The sequence below is a fragment of the Streptomyces sp. NPDC005302 genome, from assembly GCF_040607345.1.
GTDB lineage: Bacteria > Actinomycetota > Actinomycetes > Streptomycetales > Streptomycetaceae > Streptomyces.
Window position 1 is genome coordinate 296,477 of the sequence record NZ_JBEXGN010000003.1, and the last position, 17,468, is coordinate 313,944.

Annotated in this window: 11 protein-coding genes, 7 tRNA genes and 1 pseudogene; 14 read left to right on the top strand and 5 right to left on the bottom strand. The window is 70.9% G+C overall.

The features are described 5' to 3' along the window. Positions 1-14: 14 nt before the first annotated feature. Entirely contained in the window at positions 15-1,247 is a 1,233-nt protein-coding gene (locus ABZT74_RS05835) for a GNAT family N-acetyltransferase (RefSeq protein WP_356175665.1), read from the top strand. A 24-nt stretch (positions 1,248-1,271) separates the two neighbouring features. Then, the gene (locus tag ABZT74_RS05840; protein ID WP_356175668.1) at positions 1,272-2,051 is read left to right on the top strand and encodes a cobalt-precorrin-6A reductase; all 780 of its coding nucleotides are present in this window, start codon (positions 1,272-1,274) and stop codon (positions 2,049-2,051) included. Between the two features lie 120 nt (positions 2,052-2,171). Here ABZT74_RS05840 and ABZT74_RS05845 read toward each other — a convergent pair whose 3' ends face one another. Beyond that, positions 2,172-2,813: a precorrin-8X methylmutase gene (locus ABZT74_RS05845; RefSeq protein ID WP_356175672.1), complete on the bottom strand. Its 642-nt coding sequence runs from the start codon at positions 2,811-2,813 to the stop codon at positions 2,172-2,174. Positions 2,814-2,871: 58 nt separating this feature from the next. After that, the gene (locus tag ABZT74_RS05850) at positions 2,872-4,125 is read right to left on the bottom strand and encodes a magnesium and cobalt transport protein CorA (RefSeq protein ID WP_356175674.1); all 1,254 of its coding nucleotides are present in this window, start codon (positions 4,123-4,125) and stop codon (positions 2,872-2,874) included. A gap of 146 nt (positions 4,126-4,271) precedes the next feature. On the opposite strand from ABZT74_RS05850, the gene ABZT74_RS05855 reads away from it, so the two are divergent. Continuing rightward, positions 4,272-5,378, top strand: coding sequence for a winged helix DNA-binding domain-containing protein (locus ABZT74_RS05855; protein WP_356433510.1), 1,107 nt, complete (start codon positions 4,272-4,274; stop codon positions 5,376-5,378). A 184-nt stretch (positions 5,379-5,562) separates the two neighbouring features. On the opposite strand, the gene ABZT74_RS05860 is transcribed toward ABZT74_RS05855, so the two are convergent. The 3 genes from ABZT74_RS05860 to ABZT74_RS05870 all read right to left on the bottom strand — a co-directional run bounded on the left by ABZT74_RS05860 (position 5,563) and on the right by ABZT74_RS05870 (position 10,615). Next, positions 5,563-6,354, bottom strand: a complete 792-nt coding sequence (locus ABZT74_RS05860; protein WP_356433511.1) for a serine protease — start codon at positions 6,352-6,354, stop codon at positions 5,563-5,565. 311 nt (positions 6,355-6,665) lie between these two features. After that, positions 6,666-9,515 carry a LuxR family transcriptional regulator gene (locus ABZT74_RS05865; RefSeq protein WP_356433512.1) on the bottom strand — a complete coding sequence of 950 codons (2,850 nt, stop codon included), beginning with the start codon at positions 9,513-9,515 and terminating at the stop codon, positions 6,666-6,668. A gap of 236 nt (positions 9,516-9,751) precedes the next feature. Next, on the bottom strand, positions 9,752-10,615 hold the full coding sequence (locus ABZT74_RS05870) for a helix-turn-helix transcriptional regulator (protein WP_355869425.1): 864 nt from the start codon (positions 10,613-10,615) through the stop codon (positions 9,752-9,754). Positions 10,616-10,716: 101 nt separating this feature from the next. On the opposite strand from ABZT74_RS05870, the gene ABZT74_RS05875 reads away from it, so the two are divergent. From ABZT74_RS05875 to ABZT74_RS05925, 11 genes and pseudogenes are all read left to right on the top strand, one after another. Continuing rightward, entirely contained in the window at positions 10,717-12,396 is a 1,680-nt protein-coding gene (locus ABZT74_RS05875; RefSeq protein WP_355869428.1) for an AMP-binding protein, read from the top strand. 5 nt (positions 12,397-12,401) lie between these two features. Further along, positions 12,402-13,097 (top strand): annotated as a pseudogene (locus ABZT74_RS05880) (AMP-binding protein); the annotation flags it as partial. A gap of 8 nt (positions 13,098-13,105) precedes the next feature. Then, positions 13,106-14,707 (top strand): recombinase family protein, encoded by a 1,602-nt coding sequence (locus tag ABZT74_RS05885; protein WP_356433513.1) that lies wholly within the window; start codon positions 13,106-13,108, stop codon positions 14,705-14,707. 1,119 nt (positions 14,708-15,826) lie between these two features. After that, positions 15,827-16,105, top strand: coding sequence for an endonuclease VII domain-containing protein (locus tag ABZT74_RS05890; RefSeq protein ID WP_356433514.1), 279 nt, complete (start codon positions 15,827-15,829; stop codon positions 16,103-16,105). Between the two features lie 53 nt (positions 16,106-16,158). Continuing rightward, positions 16,159-16,263 (top strand) — tRNA-OTHER (locus ABZT74_RS05895). A 117-nt stretch (positions 16,264-16,380) separates the two neighbouring features. Next, a tRNA-OTHER gene (locus ABZT74_RS05900) sits at positions 16,381-16,470 on the top strand. A gap of 12 nt (positions 16,471-16,482) precedes the next feature. Beyond that, positions 16,483-16,553, top strand: a tRNA-His gene (locus tag ABZT74_RS05905). A gap of 254 nt (positions 16,554-16,807) precedes the next feature. Then, positions 16,808-16,882, top strand: a tRNA-Leu gene (locus tag ABZT74_RS05910). A gap of 34 nt (positions 16,883-16,916) precedes the next feature. Continuing rightward, positions 16,917-16,987 (top strand) — tRNA-Gln (locus tag ABZT74_RS05915). Positions 16,988-17,155: 168 nt separating this feature from the next. After that, positions 17,156-17,229: transfer RNA gene (locus ABZT74_RS05920), tRNA-Thr, on the top strand. A gap of 159 nt (positions 17,230-17,388) precedes the next feature. Then, positions 17,389-17,467, top strand: a tRNA-Pro gene (locus ABZT74_RS05925). Position 17,468: the final 1 nt, after the last annotated feature.

Consider the following 17,468-nt stretch of genomic DNA (forward strand, 5'->3'; position numbering starts at 1 on the left):
AGGAAGCGACAGCGATGGAGATCCGACCCACCACCGATGAGGACCTGGACGTCTTCGTCGACACGGTCCACACGGCATTCGGGCACTTTCCCGAAACCCCGATCGCGGGTGGCGGACGCTGGTGGTCGGCACTCGAAATGGACCGCGGACTGCTCGCCCTGTCCGCGGACGGCCGGCCCGTGGGCACCGCGGCCGCCTACTCCTTCGAACTCACCCTGCCCGGCCGGACCCTCGCCCCGGTCGCCGGAGTGAGCGCGGTCGGCGTCCTGCCCTCGCACCGCCGGCGCGGAGTGCTCACCGGGATGATGCGGCGGCAGCTCTCCGAGGTGCGCGCCCGGGGCGAGTTCCTCTCGGTGCTGCTCGCCTCCGAGGCTCCGATCTACGGCAGGTTCGGTTATGGACCGGCGACCTTCACCACCCGGCTGACGGTGCCGCGCCACCGAGCCGCCCTCGCGGTTCCCCGGGCCCGTACGACAGGGGGCGCACCCGCGACCGGCGCGGACGGCGGAACGGTCGAGGTGCTGCGGCGTGCCGAGTGCGGCGAGATCCTCGAAGAGGTCTACGACCGGTACCGCCGCGCCCAGCCCGGCGCACTGTCCCGGCCGCACCGCTGGTGGGCCCTGGGAGCGGGGCAGTCGCCGGTCTCGTCGGCACCGCGCTACGTCGCCGTGCACCGGGACGCCGACGGCACGGCGGACGGATACGCCAGCTACTCGATCGGCGAGCCCGGCACCTTGACGGTCGACGAGACCATCGCCACGGATGACGCGGTCTTCCTGGCCCTGGCCCGGTTCGTCCTCGGCCACGACCTGGTCTCACAGGTCGTGTTCCGGCATGTCCCGCCCGAGCACCCGCTGCGCTGGCAACTCGCGGACGTCCGCGCCGCCGAGGCCGGCGAACACGCCGACTGGCTGTGGGTACGCCTCCTCGACGTCCCGCGCGCGCTGACCTCACGCGGCTGGTCCACGGACGGTGAGCTCGTCCTCGACGTGGACGACCCGTTCCTCGGCGAGCACGGCCGCCACCTGCTGACCGTCCGCGACGGCGCAGCCGACTGCGTCCCCACGGACCGGCAGCCCGACCTGTCGCTGGACGTGCGCGACCTCGGCTCGCTGTACCTGGGAGGCATCGCCCCCAGTACGCTCGTACGCGCGGGACACATCCGGGCCGGCCGTCCCGGCGCCGCCGCCCTCGCGGACGCGCTCTTCCGCACGGAACGCGCCCCGCACTGCCTGCACTGGTTCTGAATCCACGAAGGGAACCGGACGCTCGTGCACGTACTGATCCTGGGCGGAACCACCGAGGCCCGCCGGCTCGCCGGACTCCTGGCGACCGACGCGGCCGACAGCCCGCCCGGGCCGCGGGTCACGAACTCCCTGGCCGGCCGGGTGGCCGCGCCCCGGCTGCCGCCCGGCGCGGTGCGCGTGGGCGGCTTCGGCGGGGCCGAGGGGCTGACGGCGTGGCTGCGCGAGCACGCGGTGGACGCGCTCGTCGACGCCACCCATCCCTTCGCCGGAACGATCAGCTTCAACGCGGCGAAGGCCGCCACCGATGCCCGTGTTCCCCTGCTGGCCCTGCGGCGCCCGGGCTGGACCGCGGTCGAGGGAGACGCCTGGCACGAGGCCGGCTCTCTGGAGGAAGCGGCGGAACTACTGCCCACGCTCGGCCGGCGGATGTTCCTGACCACCGGGCGCATGGGGCTGGCGGCGTTCGCGGCCCTGGACGACCTGTGGTTCCTCGTACGGTCCGTGGAGGCGCCCGCCTCTCCGCACCCGTCCCGCATGGAAGTGCTGCTCGACCGCGGGCCCTTCACGCTCGACGGGGAGCGCGAGCTGCTGCGCCGCCACCGGATCGACGCCGTCGTGACCAAGGACAGCGGGGGAGCGGCCACCGCGCCGAAACTGACCGCCGCCCGCGAAGCCGGGCTGCCCGTGGTCGTGGTGCGCAGGCCGCCGGTACCCGATGGCGTGCGGGTCGTGTCGGGGCCGGAACAGGCGCTCCGATGGCTCACGGACGAGTGCGGCCCGCGCACTCTCCGGGAGACCGACTGAACGCCTCCCGTGCCGGGCGCTGTCGTACGCGCTCACCTCGGCCTCGGCGATGACCGGACCCTCCGGACCGTCGTCAGCGACGGGTCGCCGGGCCGGGTCCGAGGCCGTACGGCCCGCCGCTCACTCCTCCTCGCTCGCGATCGCGTTGAGCGCGGCGGCGGCGATGGCACTGCCGCCGCGACGGCCGCGTACGACCAGGTGCTCCAGGCCGGACGGATGCGCGGCCAGGGCGTCCTTCGACTCGGCCGCACCGACGAAGCCGACCGGGACGCCGATGACGGCGGCCGGACGGGGCGCGCCCTCCTCGATCATCTCCAGAAGCCGGAAGAGCGCGGTGGGGGCGTTGCCGATGGCGACCACGGCACCCTCCATGCGGTCGCGCCACAGTTCCATGGCGGCGGCACTGCGGGTCGTGCCCAACCGTGCGGCGAGGGCCGGGACGGACGGGTCGGAGAGTGTGCAGAGCACCTCGTTGGCAGCGGGCAGCCGCTTGCGGGTCACGCCGCTGGCCACCATGGAGACATCGCACAGGATGGGCGCGCCGGCGCGCAGCGCCTCGCGGGCCCGTGCCACCACGCCGGGCGTATGACCCAGGTCCTCGACGAGGTCGACCATCCCGCAGGCGTGGATCATCCGGACCGCGACCTGGCTGACGTCGGCGGGCAGGGCCGAGAGGTCCGCCTCCGCGCGGATGGTGGCAAAGGACTGGCGGTAGATGGCCGCGCCGTCCTTCTCGTAGTCGAACACTGTGCTCTCACTCATCCGTTGACGTTCTTGGTACGTGCCGCCGCCACGCCGGCGGCGAGCTCCCAGGGCCTGCTCAGAGCCAGTCACGCCGCTTGAAGATGACGTACAGGCTGGTGCACACCACCGCCATCAGGAAGATGGCGAAGGGGTATCCGAACGTCCAGCCCAGCTCCGGCATGTGCGTGAAGTTCATGCCGTAGATCGTCCCGACCAACGTGGGCGCGAACAGGATGGCCGCCCAGGACGAGATCTTCTTGATCTCCTCGTTCTGCTCGAAGCCCGCCTCCGCCAACGCCCGCATCTCCGCGTTCTGTTCCTGGGTGACCAGCGTCGCGTTGACCGTCAGGATGTCCGTGAGGGCCTGCCGGAAGCCGTCGACGCGTTCGCTGGTGTGCGTGACGTGGTCGGCGACGTCACGGAGGTAGCGCTGGAGTTCGTCGTCCGTGCCGTACTTGGCGAAGCCGGCCATCAGACCGTGCAGCATGCCGACGAGCGGACGGGTCGCACGCTGGAACTCGACCATCTCGCGGGAGAGTTCGTAGATGCGGCGGGACACCGCGGGGTCTCCGCGGAACACCTCGGTCTCGATCTCGTCGATGTCGTTCTGGACTCCGGCGACGACCGGCACATAGCCGTCGACGACCGAGTCGAGGATCGCGTAGAGCACGGCCTCCGGTCCGAGGCGCAGCAGTTCGGGGCTGTCCTCCATACGGCGGCGCACCGCGGAGAGGTCCGGCGCCGCGCCGTGCCGGACGGTGATCACGAAGTCCGGCCCCACGAACACGTGCAGCTCGCCGAAGTCGACCTCCTCGACCGCGTCGAGATAGCGGGCGGCACTCAGGACGACGAAGAGCGTCTCGCCGTAGCGCTCCAGCTTCGGCCGCTGGTGCGCCTCCATCGCGTCCTCGACCGCCAGCGGATGCAGGTCGAACTCCGCAGCCAGCGAGAGGAGTTCGGCCTCGGTCGGACGAGCCAGGCCGATCCACGCCATGCCGTCGGGCTGCTCCCGCAGCTCACGGAAGGTGTCGGCGAGGGACTCCGGCGTCGAGACCCGTACGCCGTCGCGGTACAGCGCGGCCTGTACGACGCTGGCGACCTCGGAGGACTCGGGCGCGGACTGCCCGGCGTCCGGTGCCGCAGGCCGCGTGGGCGCCGGGGAAGGTGCGGCGAGGGCACGGCGCCAGACGGACTTCCGCGTCTCCTTCGCGCCCTTGGGGCCACCCGGCGTCCTCGGCTCCCCGGCGTTCCCCGCCGGGTCGCCCGGGTCCTTCCGGTCGCGCTGGTGGCGCGCGTTCTTCGAGGCTGAGCGGGCGCGTCGCTCCGACATCGCGGCTGCCTCCAGGATCGACCGTACGTCTGTGTGATCACTGAGCAGGATATACGGGGCAAACGGCCTGGGAGTATCCGGCGGTGGCGAGATCGCGGCAGAGTTGAGGACAGAAGGTGTCCGCGAGCGGGACTACCGTGCGGAGTATGACGAAGACGACCGCGACGGCCCCCCTGCTCGGCGCCCGCGCCCTCAACCGGGCGACCCTCGACCGTCAGCTCCTGCTGCGCCGTTCCCCGCTGTCCGCGACCGCCGCCGTCGGACACCTCCTCGGCCTCCAGGCGCAGAACGTGAAGCCGCCGTACTACGCGCTCGCCGCCCGGCTGGACGGGTTCGGGCCCGAGGAGCTGTCGGGAGCGATGGAGGCGCGCGACGTCGTCCGGATCGTCACCATGCGCTCCACCATCCACACGCACACCGCCGAGGACGCCCTCACGCTGCGCCCCCTGGTGCAGGCGGCCCGCGACCGGGAGCTGGGCGGGTTCCGCAAGGGGCTCACCGGGGTCGACCTGGACCGGCTCGCCGCGATCAGCCGTGAACTGGTGGAGGCCGGGCCGCGCACGATGAAGGAGCTGCGCGAGGTCCTGCTCGCCGAGTGGCCGGACGCCGACCCGTTCGCCCTCTCCGTCGCCGCCCGCTGCACCCTGCCGCTCGTGCAGGTCACCCCGCGTGGCCTGTGGGGGCGCAGCGGCCAGGTCGCCCTCACCACCGCCGAGCACTGGCTGGGCCGTCCCGCCGAACCGGCCCCGGCGCCCGACGCGACCGTCCTGCGCTACCTCGCCGCCTTCGGGCCCGCCTCGGTCAAGGACATGCAGACGTGGGCCGGTCTGACCCGGCTCCGTGAGGCCTTCGAGAGGCTCCGCCCCGAGCTGCTGGTCTTCCGTGACGAGAACGGCGTGGAACTCTTCGACCTTCCCGACGCCTCCCGCCCGGACGACGACGTCCCCGCCCCGCCGCGCTTCCTGCCCGAGTTCGACAACCTGCTGCTCTCCCACGCCGATCGCTCCCGTGTCGTGCCCGCCGACCTCAAGGGGCGCACCTGGCGGGGCAACCAGGCGTACTGCACCCTGCTCGTCGACGGATTCCTCGCCGGTCTGTGGCGGCTCGAGGAGAGCGCCCTCGTCGTCGAACCCTTCGGCAGGCTGACCAAGGACCAGCGGGCGGAGGTCGTCGCGGAGGGGGAGCGGACGCTCGCGGTGATGCACCCGGGGGAGGGGCACGACGTGCGGTTCGGGACGGTCGCCCGGTCCTGACCGGCGCGCCGCACCGCACTGCGACGGACGTGAGGGGCCGGCGGACAGGGGGCGCTGCGGGGAAGCTGTCCGCCGGCACGATCGGGGTGGCCGGGAGGTGGATGGGGAGCGTTGCGGGCCGCTCGTGGAGGCCCGCAACGCCCCCCTGCTGCTACCTGAGGGGTGCTCAGGAAGTTTTCGGTGACTACGAGTTGACTTGCGCCGTCAACAGGCTGGAGAACGTCGTCAGACGGGTGTAGACACCCGGGTAGCCGGCCTCCGCGCAGCCCTCGCCCCAGGAGGTGATGCCGGCCAGCACACCGCCGATGAGCAGCGGGCCGCCGCTGTCGCCCTGGCAGGTGTCGACGCCTCCCGAGCTGTATCCGGCGCACACCATGTCGGAGGCCACGTAGTCGGAGCCGTAGGAGCCGGCGCAGCTGGAGCTGGAGACGATCGGCACGGTCGCGGTGCGCAGCTGGTTGGAGGAGCCGCCGTTCTCCGAGGTGGTGCCCCAGCCGACGATGCGGGCCGAGGTACCGGTCGCGTACACGCCCGTGTCCGAGGAGGAGACGTACGGGGCCGTGGCGTACGACATCGACGTCGACAGGGTCAGGACGGCCACGTCGTCGCCGTTGGTCGCGTCGGTGTAGTCGGGGTTGATCCAGATCTTGCTGACCTTGCTGACGGTGCCGTCCGTGCCGTTGAGATACGTTCTCCCGCCCACGACGCGGACGCCGGCGGTGGACTCGCCGACCATGCAGTGCGCGGCGGTCACCACCTTGTTGGCGGCGACCAGGGTGCCGCCGCAGAACTGGTTCTGCGAGGCGTCGGTGATCTGCATCATGAACGGATAGGCCGTCGTGGTGGTGGTCGTACCGCCCACGATGGGCTGGGGTTCGGCCACGGCGGAGGGGGCGCCGAGCAGCACGGTCGCGGCGGCGGCAGCGGTCGCCACGCAGACGGCGGCGGTCTTCTTGGCACGGTCGAGCCCGGACATGGGTCTCCTTGGAAGTTGCCGGTGGGGGGACGCGCGGGTGTGGGGGGTGAGTCACGGCGCCCATGGCGGGGACGCCGTGTGCCCGAGCGAGCGGCACGGCCACACGCTAGGGCGTTCGGTCACTCTTCCCCAAGGAGGGAACCCCCTAGTGGGGTCGGCGGAGGGAAAACCCTTGGCCGGACCGGGCGGGGTTTGACACGCCCGTGGCCCCGTCGCTCCCGGCCCCGACCGCCCCTGGGGCAGCGGCCGGTTCACCCGAAGGGCGCATTCGGGGCCCCGGTGTCACGTAGGAAGGCGGACCGGAAATCCGCTCAGTCGGCCCTGCGTTCCGCCGCCAACCGGACGATGTCGACCCGCGACCGTATCCCCAGCTTCCGGTAGACCCGGGTCAGCGTGGCCTCCACGGTCTTCACGCTGATGAACAGGCGCGCCGCGATCTCACGGTTGGTGGCACCCTCCATGACGAGGGCGGCGACCTGCCGTTCCGTCGTGGCGAGGGTGTCGAGGGCGGCCGGGGCGAGCGACGGCGCGGCCGTGTGGTGCGCGGCGGCCGTCTCCACCTGCCGGAGCCAGGGCAGCGCCCGGCACCGGCGGAACAGGCGGGCCGCCTCGTCGTACGAGGTGGGCCCCGGCGCCGCGGTCCCCCCTGCCCGGGCGGAGCCCAGCGGGTGGGGGAGGGCGCGCAGCCCGGCCAGGGCGTACGCGGCACGCGCCTCCTCCAGGCCGTGGCCGAGCTTGGCGAGGCGGTCCTGCGCGGAGGCCAACTGGCGTTCTGCCGAGCCCTGTTCACCGCGCGCGGCGCGGACCAGGGCCTCCGCGCGGTCGAGTACGGCGAGCACGCTCTCGCGTTCCAGCCGCAGAGCGCGCTGCCGGGTCACGTCGATGACGTCCTGCGCCTCCGTGACCTCGCCGATCCGGACCAGGGCCTCGGCGAGGTCCCCGTGCCAGCGTCCGCGCGCGGGGTCGACGACGCCGAGTCCCTCCTCCAACTCCCGTACCCGGCGCAGCGACCGGACGCACGCGGGAGCGTCCCCCGCGACCAGCTGGGCGTGCCCCAGGGCGCCGAGGGCGCGGGAGAGATAGACCAGGTCGCCGTCCTCCTCGGCCCGGTCCACGGCCTCCCGGGCGAGCGCGAGGGCCCGGTCGACGTCGCCGCCCGCGGCCTCCGCGAGCGAGGTGAGCATCGCGGTCGCCGCCTCGCCGATGCCCGTGTCGCGGGCCAGCCTGAGGCTCTCCCGGGACAGGTCCAGGGCGCGGCCGCAGTGCCCGGAGCGCAGTTCCGTCTCGGCGAGCCCGCGCAGGAAGTGCAGTTCGCTCTCGACCATGCCGCGCCGCTGCGCCTCGCGGAGCAGTGCGGTGACGGTCGTACGGGCCTCGGCGAGCCGGTCTCCCATGACCAGCCAGCGGAAGCGGGCGGCACCGGCGCCGTTGTGGTCGCACGCCACCCGGGGGTCCTGCGGTTCACGCATCGCCCGCTGGATGGTCGAGGGCGCTTCCGGGTGCCCCATCAGGGTCTCCATCTGCGCCTGGAAGCCGAGCGCGAGGAGTTCGGTGCGCCGGTCCCCGGCGCGGGCCGCGAGCCGTGCCGCGTGGGCGGCCTCCTCGCGGGCCGTGGCCATCTCGCCGTCCATGAGCAGGGCGCGCCAGGCGAGTTGGTAGCGGACGAGGGCGACGAGGCCGGGGTCGTCACCGGCGTCCGCGAGGGCCTGCGGGAAGACGGCGTCGATCTCGGCCATGGCCTGTCCGGCGGAGTCCACGACGACCATCCAGGCCCGCACCCGGTCGGCGGGGGCGGTGGCGCGCGCCAGCACCTGCCGTGCGATGTCCCGTGCGAGGTCCGTCTCGCCGGCCGTCAGCGCGTCCTCGGCCGCCTGCAGCCGTCGTTCGTCCGGGCCCGGCCGGGCCCCGGCGGGAGTGTGCCGGGCGGCGAGCAGTCCGAGCCCGACCGCGACCGAGGGCGCGCCGCGGTCCCGGGCGGCCGTCGCCGCCTCACCGAGCCGGGCGGCGACGGCGGGGTCGGTACCGGTGGTGGACAGGGCGAGGTGGCGGGCCCGTTCGATGGGGTCGGAGGCGGCACCGGACAGGGCGGCGTGGGCCGCGCGCCGCTCCTGGGCGCCCGCCTCCGCGTAGAGCGCGGCCGAGACGAGGGGGTGCGCGAAGCGGATACCGGGTGACTCGCGTTCGGTGGCGAGCAGCCCGAGTTCGGCGGCAGACGCCGTTTCCGCCTCGGCGTTCAGCCGGCCCGCCGCGTGCAGCAGGGCCAGGGTCGGGCGGGCTCCGGCGCTCGCGACGAGGAGGGTGCGGCGGGCCTCGGGGGAGAGCATCTCCAGGCGGCTGAGGACGAGCGCGCGCAGGGACGTCGGCACCGGGAGCGGCTCGCCGGGACTCGGCGGCGTGGGGGACTCGGCGAGGGCGCGGCCGAGTTCGAGCGCGAAGAGCGGGTTGCCGCCACTGGTGCGGTGGATGTCGCGCACCGTGGAGCGGGACAGTCCCGTGTAGCCGCGCCGGCCGAGGAGCTCGGTCACGTGGGTCCGGGACAAGGGGGCGACCCGGACGGCCAGGGTGTCCGGCGGGGACGCGCGTAGATAGCCGTCGTGCTCCTGGGCCTGCGGTTCGGTGTCCGTGCGGACGGCGCAGAGCATACGGACGGGCATGCCGCCGAGCCGGCGGGCGGCGAAGCCGAGCAGTTCGGCGCTGGCCGGGTCGAGCCACTGGAGGTCGTCGGCGACGATCAGCACCGGACCGCGCGCGGCGAGGGCGCGGAACGCGGAGAGGACGGCGAGGCGCAGCGCGAGCCCGTCGCGCTGGAGGGTGGACTCGCCGCGGCCGGTGAGGGCCGACTCCAGCGCGGTGCGCTGCGGCGGGGGCAGCCGGTCGGCGATCTCGTCGACGACCAGACCGAGGAGATCGGCCAGCGCGAGGAAGGGGAGATGGGATTCGGACTCGGTGGACGAGCAGCGCAACACGGTCCGGGCCGATTCGGCGCATTCTGCGGCCAGCGCCCGCAGGACGGTCGATTTTCCTATTCCCGCGGGGCCGTGCACGAGCACACTGCCTCCGCCGGAGAGCTGCTCGCGGGCGCCCGTGAAGAGTTCCTCCCGGCCGATGACCAGGTCGGGGCGCGGTCTCGCAGGTTCCTGGAAGTCCCCTCGCACGGTCACCGCTCCCCTCACGTGTCGTGTCCGGGCCAATGTTAGGCAATGTCTCTTTGAATTTCGGACAGTCGGGGTGGTGAGGGAAATAACAGCGGCTCCGCATAGCTCATTTCAGAGCACGGCGGATTGAATGGCGGGCCCCAAGAAGGCGGTTCCGTCCTACCGGTGAGCGTCACCGTCCCGCGGAACGAAGGGTCCCGCAACGGCGGGACGCGCGCCACCGTCACGGAAGCGCGTTCCTGTCACGGCAGCAGCCCGGCCCGGCGCGCGGCGACGACCGCCTCCAGGCGGGTGTGGGCGCCGAGCTTGCGCATCGCCGAGCGCAGATAGCCCTTCACCGTCTCCGGGCGCACGCCCAGCCGGGCGGCCGCGATCGCGTTCGTCGCGCCCGCCGCCACGCACGCGAGGACGTCCAGCTCGCGGGGCGCGAGACCCGCGTCGCGCGAGGCCGCCTCCTCGGCCGGTGCCGCCGCGTCCGCCAACCGGCCGCACACGGAGAGCAGTTCGGCCCGCAGCAGCGGGTCGGCGATCCGCGGGGCCAGCGCCCGCAGCTCCCCGTGTACCTCCCGCACCTCCTCCCACGCCGCGCCGCCCGGCCCGCGGGTCCCGTCCGTGGCCGGCCCGGGCGCGCGCAGTACCCCGAGCAGGGAGCGCGCCTCGTCCCGGACGACCAGCGCCTGCTCCACGTCCCGGGCCGCCGCGACGGCCGCCCCGAGCGTGCGGTCGCCCAGGGGCTGCGGCGAGCGCAGGGCCCCGTACAGCACACCGCGCACCCGTCGTCGTACGACCACCGGAACCGCGAGGACGGAACAGAGGCCCTCCGTCGCCACCGCCAGGTCGTACTCGTGGCTGATCTGCCGGGACGCCGAGTAGTCGGTCACCGCGCAGGGCCGGGCGAGCGCCACCGCCTTGCCGCCCAGACCGTTGCCCGAGGACACCCCGAGGGCGCTCAGCGCCGCCGTCGACGTGCCGCTCAGTTCGCTGATGCGTATCAGCCGGCCGCCCGGGTCGACCAGGCCGCCGAAGGCGACGGGCAGCCCTGTCGCGCGGCGCAGCCGCACCAGCGCGCCCCGCACCTCCACCACCTCGGCTGTGTCTGCTGCCACCTGCTCGCCCCTTCGTCGCGGCGCACCCCCGTTCGGGGGTGGTGAGACCTGCATCACGGAATACACGATGGTAGGCGGCGGTCCGGCAACGAGGAGGAAACATGACGGCGACCACGGGTGCGACGGAGGAGTTCCGCGCCGCGCGGGACTTCCTGCTGAAGCACCGCGCGGACTACACGACGGCCTACGAGGGCTTCCGCTGGCCCCGCCCGGAACGGTTCAACTGGGCCCTCGACTGGTTCGACGTCATCGCGCGGGACAACGACCGCACCGCCCTGCACATCGTCGAGGAGGACGGCGACCGCGTCCAGGTCTCCTTCGCCGAGATGGCCGAGCGCTCCGACCGGGTCGCCAACTGGCTGCGCGAGCGGGGCGTGCGGGCCGAGGACCGCATCCTCGTCATGCTCGGCAACCAGGTCGAGCTGTGGGAGACCGCCCTCGCCGCGATGAAGCTGCGGGCCGTCGTCATCCCCGCCACCCCGCTCCTCGGCCCCGCCGACCTGCTCGACCGGGTCGAGCGCGGCCGCGTGCGGCACGTGATCGTACGGACCGAGGACGCCGCGAAGTTCGACGCCGTGCCCGGCCGCTACACCCGTGTCACCGTCGGCGGCGCGCGCCCGGGCTGGGAGTCGTACGAGGACGCGGCCGCCGCCGACGCGGCCTTCGAGCCCGACGGGCCCACCCACGCGGACGACCCGCTGATGCTCTACTTCACCTCGGGCACCACCGCCCGGCCCAAGCTGGTGGAGCACACGCACGTCTCGTACCCGATCGGCCACCTGTCCACCATGTACTGGATCGGCCTCCGGCCCGGCGACGTGCACCTGAACATCTCCTCGCCCGGCTGGGCCAAGCACGCCTGGTCGAACCTCTTCGCTCCGTGGAACGCGGAGGCGACCGTGTTCCTGCACAACTACACGCGCTTCGACGCGGGCCGCCTGATGGCGGAGATGGACCGTGCCGGCGTCACCACCTTCTGCGCCCCGCCCACCGTGTGGCGGATGCTCATCCAGGCCGACCTGACCCAGTTGCGCACCCCGCCGCGCGAGGCCGTCGCCGCCGGTGAGCCGCTGAACCCCGAGGTCATCGAGCAGGTCCGGCGCTCCTGGGACGTCACGATCCGGGACGGCTTCGGCCAGACGGAGACCGCCGTCCAGGTGTCGAACAGCCCCGGCCAGCGACTCAAGACCGGCTCCATGGGCCGGCCGAGCCCCGGCTTCCGCGTCGAACTCCTCGACCCGGTGTCCGGCGCGCCCGGCGCCGTCGAGGGAGAGATCTCCCTCGACCTGTCCGAGCACCCGGTGGGCGTGATGACCGGCTACCACGGCGAGGCGGACCGAACGGCCGAGTCGATGGCGGGCGGCTACTACCGCACCGGCGACATCGGCTCCCGCGACGCCGACGGCTACATCACCTACGTCGGCCGCGCCGACGACGTGTTCAAGGCCTCCGACTACAAGATCTCGCCGTTCGAGCTGGAGAGCGCGCTCCTGGAGCACGAGGCGGTCGCCGAGGCAGCCGTGGTCCCGGCCCCCGACGCGCTGCGCCTCGCCGTCCCGAAGGCGTACGTCGTCCTCGCCGCCGGGTACGAGCCGGGGCCCGACACCGCCAAGGTGCTCTTCGAGCACGCCCGTTCGGTGCTCGCGCCCTACAAGCGGATCCGCCGCCTGGAGTTCGGCGAGCTGCCCAAGACCGTCTCCGGCAAGATCCGCCGGATCGAGCTGCGCGAGGCCACGGCCGCCGGTTCGGACGCCGAGTACCGCGAGGAGGACTTCCGGTGAGCGAACTGTCGTACACACACGGGACGAGCGGCACGCCGCTGCTCGGCGACACGATCGGTGCCAACCTCCACCGCGCGGTGGCGGCCTGGCCGGACCGTGAGGCGCTCGTCGACGTGCCGTCCGGACGCCGCTGGACCTACGCGCGGTTCGGCGCCGCTGTCGACGAGCTGGCGTACGCGCTGCTCGCCTCCGGCGTCGCCAAGGGCGACCGGGTGGGCATCTGGGCCGTCAACTGCCCCGAGTGGGTGCTCGTCCAGTACGCCACCGCCCGCATCGGCGCAGTCATGGTGAACATCAACCCGGCGTACCGCACCCACGAGGTCGAGTACGTCCTCCGGCAGGCCGGGATCTCGCTGCTGTTCGCCTCCCTCAGCCACAAGGGCAGCGACTACCGGGCGATGGTCGAGGAAGTGCGGCGCAGGTGTCCGCAGTTGCGGGAGACCGTCTACATCGGCGACCCGGGATGGGACGCCCTGCTCGGACGCGGAACACCTGACCGGGCGGAGGAACTGCGCATCCGAGCCGCCGAGTTGTCCTGCGACGACCCCATCAACATCCAGTACACCTCGGGCACCACGGGCTTCCCGAAGGGAGCCACGCTCTCCCACCACAACATCCTCAACAACGGCTATTTCGTCGGGGAGTTGATCGCGTATTCGGAGCAGGACCGGATCTGTGTCCCGGTGCCGTTCTACCACTGCTTGGATACGTGACCACCTATGCAATCGAGCGCAGAGGCCGCATACTGGCCAGTGTGAGTGATGGGGAAGAGCTGCAACCTGAGCAACTGATGGACATCTACACCCGTAAGTCCGTCAAGATCGCGGGACGGCGGGGAGACCTGTCTCCGTCCATGCAGGAGGGACGGGGACGACAGTGGGGGGAGTGGAACGACCTTCAGGTCCGCAAGACCTGGAGCGACAAGCTCAGCGCGTCGAAGGACATCAAGCGCCCCGACTACGACCGGGCGCTTTTGGCGTTGGCAGCAGGAGAGATCAAAACCCTGTGGTGCTACAAGCTGGACCGCTTCAGCCGTAAAGGCGCACTTGCCGTGCTCTCCGTTCTGGAGGGTCTGAACGGCGGCCGAATCATCTTCGGAGAGGACGGGTTGGATACCTCCGACCCCAATCACCGTCGCATGATCATGTGGAAAGCGGAGGACGCACGCGAGGAATCCGAAAGGATCTCGCAGCGCGTCACAGACACGAAGACGGCGCAACGGGATAACGGGGAATGGGTTTCCGGCCGCGTCCCGTACGGGCTCATTGCCGACGAACACAGAAAGCTCGTGGAGGACCGGAGGCCCGCCCGCGTCGACCACCCGCGCAAGGGCAGTAAAGCGACCGTCGCGAAACGCATCTTCCGCGAGGCGGGCGAGGGGCGAACCCTCCGCGAGATCGCTGACGGATTGGACAAGGACGGCATTCCCGCGCCCATGGGCGGACAGTGGAGCCACAACTCCATCCACAGGATGGTTCAGAACCCGGCGTACAGCGGTTGGCAGGTTGTGAAGCTGGGGAATGGCCCTGGGACGATCTACACGGACGCCAAAGGTAAGCGGGTACGCGTTGGCGCGCCGCTTATCAGTGACGCCAAGCGAACTCAGGCTTCACGAATGCTGAGCGGGCACGCGACGCCTAATCCGACGGTCACAGGGTCCGCCCGTGGAAAGACAATCCACCTTCTGACGGACCTCACGAGGTGCTACTCCTGCCGTCGCGCTGCGCCCGTCATGAGCCGCTCACACTCGTGCATGTCGACGCAGGGCGGAGCCCCGTGCGCGGCGCCGGCGTCGGTCTACCGTCCTCCGCTGGAGGAGTTCGTCTCGTGGGCATGGCTGGAGCGTCTGACGAACGCTGACGAGGAGGACCCGCTCCTCATCATCGTTGCGCAGCGATGGGGGGCACTGACGCAGCCCGAGGAGACCGCGGAGATAGAGGCGGCGCGCGCCCAACTGAAGTCCGCTGAGGCGACGATGGAGCGGCTTCTCCGGGACCGTCGGGCGGGGCTCTACGAGGGTCCCGCGGCTCGGTTCTTCGAGCCGGCGTGGGAGGACGTCAACCGGGACATGTCGGAGGCACGCGACGCCCTCAAGAGCGTCGGTGGGGCGTCCGTTGATATCGGGTTCCTCATGGAGCCCGAGCAAGCGCGGGAGGCGTGGGACGCCGCAGATCTGCCCATGAAGCGCGAACTCCTCCGCCTGGCCATCGATCAGATTCTGATCAAAAAGGTGTCCACGACGTCCGGTCGCGCTCGCTTCAACGGGCTGGAACGCGTCGAGATCCGGTGGGCGACGATCTCCGAGGAGTGAGTAGGTAACGGATGGGTAACGGTATGCGGGGCGTCGCTACCCCCGTTCGGGGGTGCCCAGGACCAAACTGAGCACGTCGGCCTACGTGGGCTAGCGTCCTCGTCGTCCACAGGTGCCTGTGGATAACTCCAAGGAGTGACGGACTAGCCGTCGATAGCTACGCCGGGTAGTCGTGAGGCCAAAGATGGGCACCAAAACGTCAAACTAGCCCCTGTTTTTCCCTCTCTATAGATCGCGTTAGAGAGAGAAGGAAAACAGGGGTTAGTTTGGCGTTCTGGTTCGCAGTCTGTTCAGGGGAGGACGCGTTCAAGATCACTCCCGCGTCACACTTCCCCCATAACCATAGTAGGAGGGGAAGACGAAGCGACGCCGGCGAATGGCGCGGCTCCTCGCTCCCCTCCCCGACGGCCGACGTCGCTCCTGTGCTCCCCGCACTCTCCTCCGGGTTGAAGCACGGTTGAGCGACGTCGGCTGTCCCATGACTACCTCCGCAGTGTCTTAGGGCGCGGAGGACGAGCAACAACCACATAAGCGGACGCGGCTGATCCCCGCGTCAAGAGAAGCCCCGGCGTCCCTAAGCGTCGGGGCTTCTCGACGTTCTCTTAGGGGCTCAACGTGAGTAACAATCGCGTCTGCTCGTTCGAAGGGTGCGGGGGACGAGTTAGGTCCCGCGGCCTTTGCGGGACCCACTATGAGCAGTCCCGCAAGGGGCTTACGCTTACTCCAGTGCGTTGGCGCTGGGGCGCAAAGTCTGATGTCGCATGTTCCTTTGAAGGGTGCGGGAAGCCCGTTCAGTCGAGTGGGCTGTGCGCCGGGCATTACACGCAGCGTCAGAAGGGTAAGCCACTCGCGTCGCTTCGAGTAAGGCGTACTCCCGGAGGGGAGTGTGCTGCCGACGGCTGCGGTAAGCCGTGCACTTCGTTGGGATTCTGTGCCGGGCACTACCATCAGCAGCGGGCGGGACGCGCTCTGACACCATTGCGCACGCTGCGTACGGCTGCGGCCCGGGACGCTGAGGGGCGCAAGCAGTGCCGGACGTGCGATCAGTGGCTCCGCGAGGACGCTTACTATCGGTACGCGGCTGCTACCGACGGTCTGAATTCGATCTGTATCCGCTGCGTGCGCAGTGACTATCTACGCCGGCAGTACGGCATCACGGTTGAGCAGTACGACGACATGCTCGATGCACAGCACGGTGTATGCGCCGTGTGCGGTGCTGCTGACCCGGCAGGTAAGGAACTTGCGGTAGACCACGACCACGCATGCTGTCCCGAGCCCGCGAAGTCCTGCGGTAAGTGCGTACGCGGACTCCTGTGCTGGCCCTGCAACGTGGGCATCGGTCATCTCCGTGACGACCCGAAGATCTTGACGGCCGCCGCAGCGTATCTAGTTGCGTGAGTCGTTTGACGTATGTTTCCGCTCGACGTCCAGGGGACGGACGAGGGGGAGGTGAGCGTGTGCCCGAGTCTGGCCAAAGGGTGACACTGACAAGACGCGGTCCCGCCGTCAGACAGGCAACGGGTTACGCGCCGCGGGTTCGAATCCCGTCACGCTCACGGCTGTACCGGACGGACGCTTCGTCAGCGACCCTAGTCCCGGTACAGAGGGCACGGCGGGGTGACACCCTCCGCACGCGCGGTGCCCAAAACGACGAGCCGGAGCCGTGCGCAGGCGTACGCGGTAGTTCAGTCAGGCAGAACAGCGCTCCACACCCGTGCGGTCCCTGGAGCGTATGGTCGCGGGTTCAAATCCCGTCCGCGCCGGCTCGTCGCACACCTTTCGTAGCTCAGTGGTAGAGCGGCGCGTTGTGGTCGCGCTGACTCCGGTTCGACTCCGGGCGAAGGGACGAGACGCACCTAACGGCCATCCTGGAGGCACGGTGCGTTCCGCTGGAGCTAGGACGGGGTCACGCCCGTTCCGACGATGCGACGGCGTTGACGTCAAGCACCGCGGGACCTCTCGCGGAGAGCCTCTGACGTTCTGAGAGCCCCGGAACGATCCCTGTAGTCCCTTGGGACCGATCACATCGCCGGGGAGGGATTCGTCAGGGGGAACACTGGACTCCTGACTGACCGTGGGTTGGCGGGGACGCCACGGCACGCCGCACTAGCCCAATTTGGCAGAGGCGCCTGATTCAGGATCAGGAGGTTGGGGGTTCGAGTCCCTCGTGCGGTACGCAACCCACCTTGCCCCTTGTGGGCAAGGTCTTTCCTCGTTAGTGCAACGGGAGCACGCCGGGCCCTGGACTCGGAAGTCGGGGTTCGAATCCTTGACGAGGAGCACAACCCTGGAGCGCTCGGGACGCAAGCGTGCCTGTAAAGCCTGCGCTGGAGACGGCTTGCGTGGTTCGATTCCACGGCCAGGGACGAGGCGTCTTCGACGTCTAGGGGCGCGTGAGTCGGTGGGCTCAGGTCGCGGCTCCGGTTCGATTCCGGGTGCGCCTCGCATGCCTCCGTAGCTCAGTTGGCCAGAGCGCTGCTCTCGTAAAGCAGAGGTCGCGCGTTCGACTCGCGCCGGGGGCTCTTCGAGAACTCCTCCGCGGAGGACGAGCACTGCGCTAGCGTCGTTCCTGACGCCGTTGGTGTCGGACTCCCATCCGGAGTAGTGCCCTCCCTGTGCCGAACACGGGGGAGGGCACACCGCAGCCCCCTGACTCTTGTCAGCGGGGCTGTTGGCGTTTACGGGACGTAGCCAAGTCCGGCCTACGGCGCTTGCTTTGGGAGCAAGAGATCGAAGGTTCGAATCCTTCCGTCCCGACCAC

Bases quoted from the DNA above. Each gene is read 5' to 3' on its own strand.
- ABZT74_RS05835 (WP_356175665.1), top strand. From the start codon at position 15: ATGGAGATCCGACCCACCACCGATGAGGACCTGGACGTCTTCGTCGAC.
- ABZT74_RS05845 (WP_356175672.1), bottom strand. From the start codon at position 2,813: ATGAGTGAGAGCACAGTGTTCGACTACGAGAAGGACGGCGCGGCCATC.
- ABZT74_RS05850 (WP_356175674.1), bottom strand. From the start codon at position 4,125: ATGTCGGAGCGACGCGCCCGCTCAGCCTCGAAGAACGCGCGCCACCAG.
- ABZT74_RS05855 (WP_356433510.1), top strand. From the start codon at position 4,272: ATGACGAAGACGACCGCGACGGCCCCCCTGCTCGGCGCCCGCGCCCTC.
- ABZT74_RS05860 (WP_356433511.1), bottom strand. From the start codon at position 6,354: ATGTCCGGGCTCGACCGTGCCAAGAAGACCGCCGCCGTCTGCGTGGCG.
- ABZT74_RS05875 (WP_355869428.1), top strand. From the start codon at position 10,717: ATGACGGCGACCACGGGTGCGACGGAGGAGTTCCGCGCCGCGCGGGAC.